The sequence below is a fragment of the Erythrobacter aurantius genome, assembly GCF_023823125.1.
GTDB classification, from domain to species: domain Bacteria; phylum Pseudomonadota; class Alphaproteobacteria; order Sphingomonadales; family Sphingomonadaceae; genus Erythrobacter; species Erythrobacter aurantius.
The window spans coordinates 2791696-2807952 of record NZ_CP090949.1 but is presented as its reverse complement, the minus strand read 5'-3'; the positions used below and the strand labels follow the sequence as shown (position 1 = coordinate 2807952).

The following is a 16257-nucleotide window of genomic DNA, read 5'->3' as shown; positions in this document are numbered from 1 at the left end:
CCCAGACGAGGCCCACACTACGCAAACCTACGCCGCGAGTTGTGCCAAATGTTCTGACGACGGACGACCTCTGCGGAAATCAACGATCAACACCTAACGGTTTAGCAAGCTGTTGATTGAAAGCGCATTGTCAGTTGACCTGGGCGAAGGCCTGGCCTGTGGTTGCGGCGATACCGAGATTGCGGGCGTAAGCTGGACAATATCGCGTTGCACGTTGGTTGTTTGCACCTCGGTATTTTCATCGCCGGAGATGGCGGCAAGAACTGGATCTGAGCTGTCTTCGGGGTCGCTCGGCGTCGGGGTCCGGTCTTCACCCACAGGCGAAGGCGGCAAGGGCTCCGCCGGCTCGACTTCGACCGCAACCACAGTCGGCGATGATTGCTGCGACACCGGCTGATCAGCCGTTGGGCTATCGTCGCTGCTTGCCGCTGTGTCGTTGTCACTACTATCGGTAGCACCAGACCCAGCGCTGGTGGTGTCGGCAGAGCTTGATCCGCCCGATGAATCTGCACCAGAGTCTCCTTCAGACGCTTCCGAGCCATCCGACGATGACGAGCTGTCATCGTTAGAAGACGCCGGCGTATCATCGCTATCTACTCCAGACTCCGAACCTGAACCCTGATCCTCCCCAGACCCAGCGTCCGAATTTGACCCGCTTCCGGAACCCGAATCCGGGCCAGAACCAGAACCAGAACCAGAACCAGCCCCAGGCCCTGACCCGGATGCGCCCGTACCAGAGCCTTGTGTCTGGGCGACGTTGGAAATCTGATTCATTATGTTCGGCTGGATAGTAAGCGCTTGGGCATTTTCCGGCGCTTGCACGAACACGTAGTTGATCGCGAACAATCCGCTCCCGAGGATGGGATAGAGGCCTACGTCAGATTCGGTCGTGGCTGGCGAAGTGAAGGTCAGAGCCCCCGTCGTCGCGCTTGCCAGCGTCTCGCCTTCCAAGAATCCTGTCACTGACCCCGTGAACGTCGGGTTCGCAGCACCCTGAAAACGAACCGCAGGATCGGCGCGATATACCAAGGTTAGCGGCAGGATCGTACCGATGGCGCCGGATGCGCTTGTGGGCAGCAGGTAGTTGCCAAGATTCGTGCCTTCCCCGGCTGTGAAATCGGCGCTCGCAAGGATGGCGCTGATCGAGAGGTCGTTGCCGACATTGGGAGTGGCAAAGGCGCCTGCGGTTTGCGTGACCGTGATGGTCTCGCCCGAGACCAGACCATCAAGAGCAAAGTTGCCGGAGGTCAAGAGAGCGTCGGTGGTGCCATCATAGTTGCGGCTGACCGCGCCGATCAGCGAGGCGAGGAGCGGGCGCGGCAGGATCGTACCGATGGCGCCGGATGCGCTTGTGGGCAGCAGGTAGTTGCCAAGATTCGTGCCTTCCCCGGCTGTGAAATCGGCGCTCGCAAGGATGGCGCTGATCGAGAGGTCGTTGCCGACATTGGGAGTGGCAAAGGCGCCTGCGGTTTGCGTGACCGTGATGGTCTCGCCCGAGACCAGACCATCAAGAGCAAAGTTGCCGGAGGTCAAGAGAGCGTCGGTGGTGCCATCATAGTTGCGGCTGACCGCGCCGATCAGCGAGGCGAGGAGCGGGCGCGGCAGGATCGTACCGATGGCGCCGGATGCGCTTGTGGGCAGCAGGTAGTTGCCAAGATTCGTGCCTTCCCCGGCTGTGAAATCGGCGCTCGCAAGGATGGCGCTGATCGAGAGGTCGTTGCCGACATTGGGAGTGGCAAAGGCGCCTGCGGTTTGCGTGACCGTGATGGTCTCGCCCGAGACCAGACCATCAAGAGCAAAGTTGCCGGAGGTCAAGAGAGCGTCGGTGGTGCCATCATAGTTGCGGCTGACCGCGCCGATCAGCGAGGCGAGGAGCGGGCGCGGCAGGATCGTACCGATGGCGCCGGATGCGCTTGTGGGCAGCAGGTAGTTGCCAAGATTCGTGCCTTCCCCGGCTGTGAAATCGGCGCTCGCAAGGATGGCGCTGATCGAGAGGTCGTTGCCGACATTGGGAGTGGCAAAGGCGCCTGCGGTTTGCGTGACCGTGATGGTCTCGCCCGAGACCAGACCATCAAGAGCAAAGTTGCCGGAGGTCAAGAGAGCGTCGGTGGTGCCATCATAGTTGCGGCTGACCGCGCCGATCAGCGAGGCGAGGAGCGGGCGCGGCAGGATCGTACCGATGGCGCCGGATGCGCTTGTGGGCAGCAGGTAGTTGCCAAGATTCGTGCCTTCCCCGGCTGTGAAATCGGCGCTCGCAAGGATGGCGCTGATCGAGAGGTCGTTGCCGACATTGGGAGTGGCAAAGGCGCCTGCGGTTTGCGTGACCGTGATGGTCTCGCCCGAGACCAGACCATCAAGAGCAAAGTTGCCGGAGGTCAAGAGAGCGTCGGTGGTGCCATCATAGTTGCGGCTGACCGCGCCGATCAGCGAGGCGAGGAGCGGGCGCGGCAGGATCGTACCGATGGCGCCGGATGCGCTTGTGGGCAGCAGGTAGTTGCCAAGATTCGTGCCTTCCCCGGCTGTGAAATCGGCGCTCGCAAGGATGGCGCTGATCGAGAGGTCGTTGCCGACATTGGGAGTGGCAAAGGCGCCTGCGGTTTGCGTGACCGTGATGGTCTCGCCCGAGACCAGACCATCAAGAGCAAAGTTGCCGGAGGTCAAGAGAGCGTCGGTGGTGCCATCATAGTTGCGGCTGACCGCGCCGATCAGCGAGGCGAGGAGCGGGCGCGGCAGGATCGTACCGATGGCGCCGGATGCGCTTGTGGGCAGCAGGTAGTTGCCAAGATTCGTGCCTTCCCCGGCTGTGAAATCGGCGCTCGCAAGGATGGCGCTGATCGAGAGGTCGTTGCCGACATTGGGAGTGGCAAAGGCGCCTGCGGTTTGCGTGACCGTGATGGTCTCGCCCGAGACCAGACCATCAAGAGCAAAGTTGCCGGAGGTCAAGAGAGCGTCGGTGGTGCCATCATAGTTGCGGCTGACCGCGCCGATCAGCGAGGCGAGGAGCGGGCGCGGCAGGATCGTACCGATGGCGCCGGATGCGCTTGTGGGCAGCAGGTAGTTGCCAAGATTCGTGCCTTCCCCGGCTGTGAAATCGGCGCTCGCAAGGATGGCGCTGATCGAGAGGTCGTTGCCGACATTGGGAGTGGCAAAGGCGCCTGCGGTTTGCGTGACCGTGATGGTCTCGCCCGAGACCAGACCATCAAGAGCAAAGTTGCCGGAGGTCAAGAGAGCGTCGGTGGTGCCATCATAGTTGCGGCTGACCGCGCCGATCAGCGAGGCGAGGAGCGGGCGCGGCAGGATCGTACCGATGGCGCCGGATGCGCTTGTGGGCAGCAGGTAGTTGCCAAGATTCGTGCCTTCCCCGGCTGTGAAATCGGCGCTCGCAAGGATGGCGCTGATCGAGAGGTCGTTGCCGACATTGGGAGTGGCAAAGGCGCCTGCGGTTTGCGTGACCGTGATGGTCTCGCCCGAGACCAGACCATCAAGAGCAAAGTTGCCGGAGGTCAAGAGAGCGTCGGTGGTGCCATCATAGTTGCGGCTGACCGCGCCGATCAGCGAGGCGAGGAGCGGGCGCGGCAGGATCGTACCGATGGCGCCGGATGCGCTTGTGGGCAGCAGGTAGTTGCCAAGATTCGTGCCTTCCCCGGCTGTGAAATCGGCGCTCGCAAGGATGGCGCTGATCGAGAGGTCGTTGCCGACATTGGGAGTGGCAAAGGCGCCTGCGGTTTGCGTGACCGTGATGGTCTCGCCCGAGACCAGACCATCAAGAGCAAAGTTGCCGGAGGTCAAGAGAGCGTCGGTGGTGCCATCATAGTTGCGGCTGACCGCGCCGATCAGCGAGGCGAGGAGCGGGCGCGGCAGGATCGTACCGATGGCGCCGGATGCGCTTGTGGGCAGCAGGTAGTTGCCAAGATTCGTGCCTTCCCCGGCTGTGAAATCGGCGCTCGCAAGGATGGCGCTGATCGAGAGGTCGTTGCCGACATTGGGAGTGGCAAAGGCGCCTGCGGTTTGCGTGACCGTGATGGTCTCGCCCGAGACCAGACCATCAAGAGCAAAGTTGCCGGAGGTCAAGAGAGCGTCGGTGGTGCCATCATAGTTGCGGCTGACCGCGCCGATCAGCGAGGCGAGGAGCGGGCGCGGCAGGATCGTACCGATGGCGCCGGATGCGCTTGTGGGCAGCAGGTAGTTGCCAAGATTCGTGCCTTCCCCGGCTGTGAAATCGGCGCTCGCAAGGATGGCGCTGATCGAGAGGTCGTTGCCGACATTGGGAGTGGCAAAGGCGCCTGCGGTTTGCGTGACCGTGATGGTCTCGCCCGAGACCAGACCATCAAGAGCAAAGTTGCCGGAGGTCAAGAGAGCGTCGGTGGTGCCATCATAGTTGCGGCTGACCGCGCCGATCAGCGAGGCGAGGAGCGGGCGCGGCAGGATCGTACCGATGGCGCCGGATGCGCTTGTGGGCAGCAGGTAGTTGCCAAGATTCGTGCCTTCCCCGGCTGTGAAATCGGCGCTCGCAAGGATGGCGCTGATCGAGAGGTCGTTGCCGACATTGGGAGTGGCAAAGGCGCCTGCGGTTTGCGTGACCGTGATGGTCTCGCCCGAGACCAGACCATCAAGAGCAAAGTTGCCGGAGGTCAAGAGAGCGTCGGTGGTGCCATCATAGTTGCGGCTGACCGCGCCGATCAGCGAGGCGAGGAGCGGGCGCGGCAGGATCGTACCGATGGCGCCGGATGCGCTTGTGGGCAGCAGGTAGTTGCCAAGATTCGTGCCTTCCCCGGCTGTGAAATCGGCGCTCGCAAGGATGGCGCTGATCGAGAGGTCGTTGCCGACATTGGGAGTGGCAAAGGCGCCTGCGGTTTGCGTGACCGTGATGGTCTCGCCCGAGACCAGACCATCAAGAGCAAAGTTGCCGGAGGTCAAGAGAGCGTCGGTGGTGCCATCATAGTTGCGGCTGACCGCGCCGATCAGCGAGGCGAGGAGCGGGCGCGGCAGGATCGTACCGATGGCGCCGGATGCGCTTGTGGGCAGCAGGTAGTTGCCAAGATTCGTGCCTTCCCCGGCTGTGAAATCGGCGCTCGCAAGGATGGCGCTGATCGAGAGGTCGTTGCCGACATTGGGAGTGGCAAAGGCGCCTGCGGTTTGCGTGACCGTGATGGTCTCGCCCGAGACCAGACCATCAAGAGCAAAGTTGCCGGAGGTCAAGAGAGCGTCGGTGGTGCCATCATAGTTGCGGCTGACCGCGCCGATCAGCGAGGCGAGGAGCGGGCGCGGCAGGATCGTACCGATGGCGCCGGATGCGCTTGTGGGCAGCAGGTAGTTGCCAAGATTCGTGCCTTCCCCGGCTGTGAAATCGGCGCTCGCAAGGATGGCGCTGATCGAGAGGTCGTTGCCGACATTGGGAGTGGCAAAGGCGCCTGCGGTTTGCGTGACCGTGATGGTCTCGCCCGAGACCAGACCATCAAGAGCAAAGTTGCCGGAGGTCAAGAGAGCGTCGGTGGTGCCATCATAGTTGCGGCTGACCGCGCCGATCAGCGAGGCGAGGAGCGGGCGCGGCAGGATCGTACCGATGGCGCCGGATGCGCTTGTGGGCAGCAGGTAGTTGCCAAGATTCGTGCCTTCCCCGGCTGTGAAATCGGCGCTCGCAAGGATGGCGCTGATCGAGAGGTCGTTGCCGACATTGGGAGTGGCAAAGGCGCCTGCGGTTTGCGTGACCGTGATGGTCTCGCCCGAGACCAGACCATCAAGAGCAAAGTTGCCGGAGGTCAAGAGAGCGTCGGTGGTGCCATCATAGTTGCGGCTGACCGCGCCGATCAGCGAGGCGAGGAGCGGGCGCGGCAGGATCGTACCGATGGCGCCGGATGCGCTTGTGGGCAGCAGGTAGTTGCCAAGATTCGTGCCTTCCCCGGCTGTGAAATCGGCGCTCGCAAGGATGGCGCTGATCGAGAGGTCGTTGCCGACATTGGGAGTGGCAAAGGCGCCTGCGGTTTGCGTGACCGTGATGGTCTCGCCCGAGACCAGACCATCAAGAGCAAAGTTGCCGGAGGTCAAGAGAGCGTCGGTGGTGCCATCATAGTTGCGGCTGACCGCGCCGATCAGCGAGGCGAGGAGCGGGCGCGGCAGGATCGTACCGATGGCGCCGGATGCGCTTGTGGGCAGCAGGTAGTTGCCAAGATTCGTGCCTTCCCCGGCTGTGAAATCGGCGCTCGCAAGGATGGCGCTGATCGAGAGGTCGTTGCCGACATTGGGAGTGGCAAAGGCGCCTGCGGTTTGCGTGACCGTGATGGTCTCGCCCGAGACCAGACCATCAAGAGCAAAGTTGCCGGAGGTCAAGAGAGCGTCGGTGGTGCCATCATAGTTGCGGCTGACCGCGCCGATCAGCGAGGCGAGGAGCGGGCGCGGCAGGATCGTACCGATGGCGCCGGATGCGCTTGTGGGCAGCAGGTAGTTGCCAAGATTCGTGCCTTCCCCGGCTGTGAAATCGGCGCTCGCAAGGATGGCGCTGATCGAGAGGTCGTTGCCGACATTGGGAGTGGCAAAGGCGCCTGCGGTTTGCGTGACCGTGATGGTCTCGCCCGAGACCAGACCATCAAGAGCAAAGTTGCCGGAGGTCAAGAGAGCGTCGGTGGTGCCATCATAGTTGCGGCTGACCGCGCCGATCAGCGAGGCGAGGAGCGGGCGCGGCAGGATCGTACCGATGGCGCCGGATGCGCTTGTGGGCAGCAGGTAGTTGCCAAGATTCGTGCCTTCCCCGGCTGTGAAATCGGCGCTCGCAAGGATGGCGCTGATCGAGAGGTCGTTGCCGACATTGGGAGTGGCAAAGGCGCCTGCGGTTTGCGTGACCGTGATGGTCTCGCCCGAGACCAGACCATCAAGAGCAAAGTTGCCGGAGGTCAAGAGAGCGTCGGTGGTGCCATCATAGTTGCGGCTGACCGCGCCGATCAGCGAGGCGAGGAGCGGGCGCGGCAGGATCGTACCGATGGCGCCGGATGCGCTTGTGGGCAGCAGGTAGTTGCCAAGATTCGTGCCTTCCCCGGCTGTGAAATCGGCGCTCGCAAGGATGGCGCTGATCGAGAGGTCGTTGCCGACATTGGGAGTGGCAAAGGCGCCTGCGGTTTGCGTGACCGTGATGGTCTCGCCCGAGACCAGACCATCAAGAGCAAAGTTGCCGGAGGTCAAGAGAGCGTCGGTGGTGCCATCATAGTTGCGGCTGACCGCGCCGATCAGCGAGGCGAGGAGCGGGCGCGGCAGGATCGTACCGATGGCGCCGGATGCGCTTGTGGGCAGCAGGTAGTTGCCAAGATTCGTGCCTTCCCCGGCTGTGAAATCGGCGCTCGCAAGGATGGCGCTGATCGAGAGGTCGTTGCCGACATTGGGAGTGGCAAAGGCGCCTGCGGTTTGCGTGACCGTGATGGTCTCGCCCGAGACCAGACCATCAAGAGCAAAGTTGCCGGAGGTCAAGAGAGCGTCGGTGGTGCCATCATAGTTGCGGCTGACCGCGCCGATCAGCGAGGCGAGGAGCGGGCGCGGCAGGATCGTACCGATGGCGCCGGATGCGCTTGTGGGCAGCAGGTAGTTGCCAAGATTCGTGCCTTCCCCGGCTGTGAAATCGGCGCTCGCAAGGATGGCGCTGATCGAGAGGTCGTTGCCGACATTGGGAGTGGCAAAGGCGCCTGCGGTTTGCGTGACCGTGATGGTCTCGCCCGAGACCAGACCATCAAGAGCAAAGTTGCCGGAGGTCAAGAGAGCGTCGGTGGTGCCATCATAGTTGCGGCTGACCGCGCCGATCAGCGAGGCGAGGAGCGGGCGCGGCAGGATCGTACCGATGGCGCCGGATGCGCTTGTGGGCAGCAGGTAGTTGCCAAGATTCGTGCCTTCCCCGGCTGTGAAATCGGCGCTCGCAAGGATGGCGCTGATCGAGAGGTCGTTGCCGACATTGGGAGTGGCAAAGGCGCCTGCGGTTTGCGTGACCGTGATGGTCTCGCCCGAGACCAGACCATCAAGAGCAAAGTTGCCGGAGGTCAAGAGAGCGTCGGTGGTGCCATCATAGTTGCGGCTGACCGCGCCGATCAGCGAGGCGAGGAGCGGGCGCGGCAGGATCGTACCGATGGCGCCGGATGCGCTTGTGGGCAGCAGGTAGTTGCCAAGATTCGTGCCTTCCCCGGCTGTGAAATCGGCGCTCGCAAGGATGGCGCTGATCGAGAGGTCGTTGCCGACATTGGGAGTGGCAAAGGCGCCTGCGGTTTGCGTGACCGTGATGGTCTCGCCCGAGACCAGACCATCAAGAGCAAAGTTGCCGGAGGTCAAGAGAGCGTCGGTGGTGCCATCATAGTTGCGGCTGACCGCGCCGATCAGCGAGGCGAGGAGCGGGCGCGGCAGGATCGTACCGATGGCGCCGGATGCGCTTGTGGGCAGCAGGTAGTTGCCAAGATTCGTGCCTTCCCCGGCTGTGAAATCGGCGCTCGCAAGGATGGCGCTGATCGAGAGGTCGTTGCCGACATTGGGAGTGGCAAAGGCGCCTGCGGTTTGCGTGACCGTGATGGTCTCGCCCGAGACCAGACCATCAAGAGCAAAGTTGCCGGAGGTCAAGAGAGCGTCGGTGGTGCCATCATAGTTGCGGCTGACCGCGCCGATCAGCGAGGCGAGGAGCGGGCGCGGCAGGATCGTACCGATGGCGCCGGATGCGCTTGTGGGCAGCAGGTAGTTGCCAAGATTCGTGCCTTCCCCGGCTGTGAAATCGGCGCTCGCAAGGATGGCGCTGATCGAGAGGTCGTTGCCGACATTGGGAGTGGCAAAGGCGCCTGCGGTTTGCGTGACCGTGATGGTCTCGCCCGAGACCAGACCATCAAGAGCAAAGTTGCCGGAGGTCAAGAGAGCGTCGGTGGTGCCATCATAGTTGCGGCTGACCGCGCCGATCAGCGAGGCGAGGAGCGGGCGCGGCAGGATCGAAGCCGGTGTCGTGATGGTAGAGTTGAACTGATAGCCAAATACCGGCTTGCCCGAAGCATCGGTGAAACTCGCTTCTATACCGGAAATTGTGGCTTGTGATGCCGATACGCCCGCGACATCGGCGAGTGCCGAGGTAATGCTTGACGCATTCAGGCTGTCGCCTTCGAGCAAGCCGTCGAAATCCAGACTGATCGATTCGGTCGAAAACTCCCGCGTGCCGTCATAAATCTTGCTTAGGCTGGCTCCCAGTCGCGGCGTGAGCACCGGGGCAATGCGGTAGCCCAGGCCAAAGGCACCGACCGGTCGTTCAGGGGGGCTCGCATCGCCTCGCACCTCGGCTTCGCTAATTCCATAGAAGCGCCAATCGTGCTGAAGCGCACCGGTATTGTCGGGATTGCTTCCTCCAAACGGATCGGGGTTTCCGCTCCATATGAACCATTCGGCAGAGGACAGCACATCAGCCCGGGGGGAAAGATTGGTGAATCCGGCGAAACCGAACATCTCAATGATATCAGATGCGACCAACCGTGCGCCGGCATCGAGAATGATCCGGCCTTCGGCAGTGCCAAAGATGCCGCCGAGAGCACTGTTTGTGCCGATTTCCCCTGCAAAGGTCAGGTCTCCGCCTGCCTTGACGTCGAATTCGGCATTGACGCTGCCGGATCTGTCGACCTGTCCAGCGATCGTGCCGGAGCCCGCAAAGGATATGGATCCGGATTGGGTGACAATTATGGAGTTCAAGAGCTCCACGGGCGACTGACCAGTAAAATTAAGCTCGCCGTTGTCCAACAGGATCGTCCCGGTTCCTATATTGTCCGCGCCCTGGGCCAGGATCCTGCCGCCTCTGACCGCTATTTCGTTCAAATCCCCGTTGTCACCCGCAAGCGTTAGTGTTCCCGGCCCGAACTTCAATAGCGCACCGGTTGTGATGGGGCCGGCTATGCTGCCCTCGGCGAACAGATCGATGTTGACCTGATCCGCTCGGATGGACTGAACATCGAGACTGCCCGATCGGAGTTCGGCGAATACTGTCGAAGTATCGCCGATCGGACCACTGACTTTCAACGCCCCTTGCGTATCCAGAATAAGGAGGGAATCGGCACTTTCGGGCGCGGTCCTGATGTCGCCTAAGATAATGATGTCGCCGGGCGCCCGGATTTCGGTCAATCCGGATATGACAAGATCACCCACGATCTTGGCTAGCCCGGCTTCAAGCAAGCCGCCAGCCCTGATCGCACCCCCGATAGCATCGCCGTTCACGTCGGCGGCCATTCGTACAGCGAGCGGTCCTGCGAATATCTGATCCCCGACGATGCGGATATCCTTGTCAGCGGTAACAAGAAACTGTTGCGCAGCCCCACCCGATGGCAAGCCGAAAGTCGACGAGCCCGAAATGGTCACGTTGCCTATGGAAAGGTTGCGGCTGTTGTCGTCCGTGAAGTCCTTGGCATTTATCGAGACATTGCTGCCACCAATCAGGATGTCTTCGATGCTCTGTTTTGAAATTTGGGATACAGGATTTGCTTGACGAAAAATTGCTGAAGTTTGCGAAATATCGGCCAGAGTATTGTTGGGGTTTAAATCCCTAAAAAATAATTGCGAAATATCATTAATTGTTCGTCCCGTCAGGCCTGCTGTTACGCTGTGACTGGTGACATCGAGATCGCCATAATTGAGAAGGATGGAGCCATCGCTTCGAATTCTGATTTCGAAGTTGTTACCTGTTCCCCTGTTGAAAAATTCAGGCACGTTATCCCATTGAAGGACAAATTCTTTTAACCCATTCCCAAGGTCAAACGTACCAAACCGCGGCTTCCCACTTGGGACATTCGGCACACTGCTGCCAGGGTCGAATTCAATGCCGAGATCCGTCCATAGGCCAAAGATCGATGGGGGAACTGCGATCTCTGCCAAAGGCAGCCCGTTGCAGCACAGCGAGTTTCCGTTGAGTGTGCCGAATGTCAGAAGTCCGGCGTAGGAAACCTCGACCGAGTCGAATGTTTCGCCGAAGTAGAGGAAGTCGAAACCGATTGGCACGGCCTGGGCAACTTGCAAATCCAGTATATCAAGGCTTTGCAATTCGGCCGGGTCGTAGAACGGCAGGTTGGTGGCGGATGGCTGCCAAGCCAGCACATCGGAGCCCGCCGGGGTAAGTTGATCCACCAGATCAATCGAAGCTGCGGTCAGTTCGACATTTCCTGGACTTGCGGTGGGACTTCCGGCCACCGCCTCCAGAGTGGCCCCGCTGATGTCCAGATGGAAACCACCTAGTGCAATCTCGCCGCCATCGCCTGTGGGACCGGCCCCGTTTGCCCTGAGCAGCCCGGAGACCTTTGCCGAAAGTCCCAGGCTGTCGTTGGCATCGACAAGAATGAAGCCGCCACGGCCAAGTTCGGTAGCACTTGCGGAAAGGACGCTGCCTTGCTGAACCGCCACGCTGGCCAGTGCCCCGTTCACCAGGACCTCGCGCTGCTGCAGCAAGGATTGGGCGATTGAGGTCGCAGAAGGCGGTGTGGTCACCGACGATCCTGGGAGGAACTCCAAAGAGCTAAAATCAACGGCAGTCTGTGCTGCCGGGTTAGCGGCCAGAGTGATCTCACCGCCGCCAGCCTTGCCATCCGCATTGAGGATCGCATCGGTTTCGACAGTCACCAAACTGCCACGGGCTTCAATGACACCCCCGACATCGCCGGTCTCGGTCCCTTCGACTGTAACGGTCCCCTTGATTCTCAGCGCGGCATTGGGGCCGGCATCAAGAGTGACTTTGCCGTTTGCAGACTGCGCACTGTTTGCTTCAATCAGGCCCTCGACATTGATGACGCCGCTGATCGCACCCAGCGCGGAAGCCATGCTCAGCGCCACAAGGCCGCCCTCAGCCGAGATTGTTCCCAGATTAGTGATTTCGCGGAAACTGGCCGGAACAATGGAGTTGTTGCTCAGATCATAGGAAATCAGCTGCCCTTGATCAAAGGACAGGCTGAGATTGTCGACCGATGCCAACAAGACCGTACCACGGCTTGCCGAAATTTGACCGCTGTTCTGGACCGACACGGCATTGAGGACGGTATAGCCCAGGCTGGTGGTGATTGTTCCTTGGTTCGAAATGAAGGCAGATGACCCATTGCCGCCGAGCGCGAACTGCCCGGTTGCATTCATGAAATCGGTGTGTGCGATGTTTCCGGTCGATGCGAGAAAGCCCGAAGTGGTGATTTGCCCGGTGGGCGATATAAAGACGCCGTTCGGGTTCAGGATCCACACCTGACCATTGGCCTCGATAAGCCCGTCGATCACCGAAAAGCTATTGCCCGTCACACGGTTCAGCGTGATCGAATTCGCATCTGGTTGCTCGAACCGGAGCGTGTGATCCTGCGGAACATTCAGCGTGCTCCAGTCAAGAAAAGCCCGGTCAGTGGTCTGGGTCACGGTTCGCACCGTCCCTGCCGCATTTGTGCTGAGGGTGGCGCTGCCCGCTACAACAACCGGCGGCTGGTCCGTCGCCGGAGCCGCCACAATGCTCTGGCCTGCCGCAACAGAGCTGAAACTGGCCGTTCCCAATAGCATAAAGCGACGAAATCTCATGACTTTTCCTTCCCTCGATCGGGATGTTCGGCGCACTAGCATCAGAAGGCCGACACAAGGCTGAGGTTAATCCGTGCCGGGCGGCTTTCTCCGCCAGGAATATCGCGCCCCTCGGAGGCGAACTGCAGATCGAGGATAAGCCGGTCGGCCAGCAGGCCTCTCAGCCCGAAGCCGTAGGATACAAGGCTCTGTTTCTCCGAAGCGATCCCGTCTGCCGGGAGCAGCCTCGTCTGCGCGGCATCGGTAAAACCATACAATTCGACATTACTGATGACGCCCGCCGCCTGAGCACCCGGAATGTCGAAGCTGAGTTCGGCCAAGACGCCCGTACCCTTGTCCCCTGTCAGCGCCGAAGGCGCGTAGCCACGCCCCAAAAGCTGCCCACCGAAGGCCACTTGTTCACCTGCCAGCAGCCGGTCATCGGTCCATTGACCGACAACGCGCGTCAAGAACGAGGTGGTGTTGTTTAGGGCAACCGTGTGGTCGAGCTGCCAGTTCACTTTGCTAAAATTGGGTTCGAAACCTGCCACGGAAGGATTGGGGATTTCCTCGTCAAGTGCGCCGAAGGCCGGCAACCCTGCGGTGACCATAACCTGCGCTGTCGTTTGCCCGAAAGAGGACTGATGCCGCCCGCGAAGACCGATCTGGTGGCTGAAAATCTTGTCGCGGGTAATTTCGGCACCCAGTGCATTCGTCCGGGTTCCGGCAAATAGGAGAGCTCCTTCAAGATAGAGCGCACTCGAACGAGATCGGTGCAGAGGGGTACGCAGCCGGGCTTCGAGAGAATAGGAGGTGCTTGCAACATCGAGATCCGAAGCCTCGCCACCCGGCTTTGCTCGCGCGGCCAGCCCGCCAAGATACAGGATTGTCCCGCTGCTGCCGATGGGGACGGCATAGCGTGCGCTGGCAGCCTGCAGTTCTGCAAGGCTTCTTCCCGCAACAGTTGCCGAAAAGTCCAGCGCTCCCGGCCGGCCCAGCGGCGAATTGATGGTGTAGCCCAGAGAATAGATTGCTGGCCCGATAGCATTCGAACCGGTATTGCCGATGCTGGCGAAACCCTGGTTGGGCAATCTGGAAGTCGAGACAACCATGCTTGCGGCGCCGAGTTGGTTTCCGGGCCGGAGCAACGTCTTGACGGCGACACCGGGGACTTCGTTCAGGATGAGCAATTTGCTGTCGAGCTCGCGGATGCTCAGCGGTCGCTGCCCTCGAAGCGTCTCGAGCGAATCCTGCGCCAGTTTTGCGCCCACAATGCGATCGTTTTCGATGAGGATGTCATCGATAAAACCTTCGACGACTTCGATGATGACGATCCCGTCCTCGATCCTCTGCGGCGGGATTATGACGCGGGTCAGCAAGAAGCCCTGCCCGGCATAAAGCGCCTGAAGACGGTCGGCCTGTTCGCGCAATGTCTCGAGCCGGATCCGCTGTCCCTCAAGAGGGCCAAAAATCGCACGAATCCGATCTTCGCCAAAATAGGTGACCCCGTTCACCTGCACCCGCGAAACAAAGAAATCGATGGTGGAGACGTCTTTGGGGACGACTGATTTCTCGGGATTGCGGATCGTGAGATCGAGATCTTGCTGTGTCGGCAGCTCGGGCGGGTTGAGCCGCAATCTGGAAATGTCTGCTTCCGGAGACACAATGACCGATTGCGCCAGCGCGTTCCCTGGGACGAGAATGGCCAGCGAAGTCAGTAGACGCACCAGGTCTCGTTGCGTGACCATACGCAAGTTCATTTCGCACCCATCTTTATATGCGCCGAAATCTCGCCGTCATCCAGTCTGGCGCTGTGGTAGCTGATCAGCGGGTCGGCGGGATATTGTTCCCGGAGGGCCTCGAAGTGGACCTTCGCCCGAGGGTCTCCTGCTTCCAGCAAGGCGAATGCTTCAAGGTAGTTCTTCTCCGCCTCGGGATCATGTCCCGCCGGCAGGGGCATGTACAAAGTTGTGTATTGGGATTTCCCTTTCAGCGCAAAGTGGCCGATGGTGCGGAAGGCCCGATCGTCGGCAAGATCGACGACGGATTGGGTGCAGCAGATTCGGGTCCCGAAGTACTTGTTGATCCCTTCTGTGCGGGCGGCTGTGTTGACCGTGTCGCCTAGCGCGGTGAAATCCATGCGTTGTGAGGAACCGAAATTACCGACCACCGCGGGACCCGAATGTATGCCGATGCGGGTCACTCCGATGGGAACATCCCTAGAATTGCATTCCTCGCGAAAGCGCTCGGCATAATCATCCAGTTCGAGCGCGGCACGGACAGCGGCTGCGGCATGATCCGGCTGTTCGATCGGCGCGTTGAAGATCGCCATGATTGCATCGCCAATGAACTTGTCGATCGTGCCTCCGTGCCGGAGCACGATTTCGCACGCCCCATCGAGGTACTGATTGAGAACATCCGAAAGTTCTTCAGGGGGCAGCAGTTCAGACATGGTCGTGAAGTCGGCCACGTCGGTAAACAGAAAGGTGGTCTCGCGCTTTTCGCCACTGATAGCCGCCGCGCTTGGATCTGCAGCAATGCGCTCCACCACGGCGGGCGAGACGTAGCGCGAGAAGGTGGATTGAATGAACTGCCTTTGAAGACGCTCGGCACGGCCGATGACCAGGTCCATCATCCACACCGACAGCAGCATCGCAAAGGATGGCATCAGGAGTGGAAGCATCACGACGCCATAACCATAGCCGACGACGGCGATGATCCAGTATGCCGTGAGTGCGAGCAAAGACAGTATTACGTTGAACAGCAGACCTTTGCGCATCTGGCTGATGAGTACGCCCAGCGCAGTAAACGCCGCGACAATGAAGAGCGTGAGGAGCGGCGGGGGCACCGGCTCGGGTGCTCCGGACACAAGTGTGTCTATAGCATGCGCCTGAACCAGCACACCGGGCATCAACCCCCGGTCGCCATCGTCGATGATTGAGAGAGGGGTCGGATGCCGGTCTGTAATCGAAAGAACCGCGCCAATCAGTACAACCTTTCCGGCAAATATTTCGTCCGGCAGATAGGACACGTAATTGGCTGAGATGACCGGTATCGGCTCATCTCCCTCCGCTGAGAGAGGGCGCCATGCGATCTCTCGCGAGCGGCGAAGCATGGGGGCACCTAGATAGCGCGCCATAACTGCGGCAAAGCTGGGTGGATGATCGGTATCGTAAGCGATCTTCCCGTTAGTTTGAACGCCCCCTGTATTGATCCGCCGTACCAGCCCATCGAAGGGGTCAGACAGCAGCTTTGCTTCCATGCGTTTGTCTGCGGGAATGAAGTCCCGCATGAATTCAAGCTGAGGTTCGGTCACGAAGGCGGGATCGGATGTGAAGCTGAAATGTAGCGGCGTCCTGGCATTCCGGATAACGTTGTAAAGCCGGTCATCTTTTTCCGGTTCGCTGGCCTGATCGACCAGAACGTCGACCCCTAGCGCCTTGGCGCCGGCCCCATCGATGCGCTCGATCAGGCCCGCGATGAACGCGCGGTCGATTGGCGAACGATAGGCAAATTGCGATACGGTTTCTTCATCGAGAGCTACCACGATGATCTTGTCAGAGGGCGGTTTTGGCACTTCGAGAGCGGCTACGCGAATATCGGCGAGCTTCTTCTCGAGATTATTAAGCGGGGTCAGAAACTGGACCGAAAAAACCGCGATCAAGGCTGAAAGCACGGCCACGAGCGTGATCCAAAGTCCAGATCGGTTTGGGCCATTGAGCCCCAGGTTCTTGAAGAGCGTAAGGATTTTCATCA

3 protein-coding genes are annotated in these 16257 nt (G+C 60.5%); all 3 read right to left on the bottom strand.

Going from position 1 to position 16257, the window contains the following annotated elements:
- Nucleotides 1–93 precede the first annotated feature (93 nt).
- Genes L1K66_RS13430 through L1K66_RS13420 form a run of 3 tightly spaced genes read right to left on the bottom strand, consistent with a single transcriptional unit; the run spans nucleotide 94 to nucleotide 16255 of the window.
- The gene (locus tag L1K66_RS13430) at nucleotides 94–12522 is read right to left on the bottom strand and encodes a YDG domain-containing protein (protein ID WP_252258312.1); all 12429 of its coding nucleotides are present in this window, start codon (nucleotides 12520–12522) and stop codon (nucleotides 94–96) included.
- A 41-nt stretch (nucleotides 12523–12563) separates the two neighbouring features.
- On the bottom strand, nucleotides 12564–14261 hold the full coding sequence (locus L1K66_RS13425) for a ShlB/FhaC/HecB family hemolysin secretion/activation protein (RefSeq protein ID WP_252258311.1): 1698 nt from the start codon (nucleotides 14259–14261) through the stop codon (nucleotides 12564–12566).
- The gene (locus L1K66_RS13420; protein ID WP_252258310.1) at nucleotides 14258–16255 is read right to left on the bottom strand and encodes an adenylate/guanylate cyclase domain-containing protein; all 1998 of its coding nucleotides are present in this window, start codon (nucleotides 16253–16255) and stop codon (nucleotides 14258–14260) included. The genes L1K66_RS13425 and L1K66_RS13420 overlap by 4 nt, the downstream gene beginning before the upstream one ends.
- Between the last annotated feature and the right edge of the window lie 2 nt (nucleotides 16256–16257).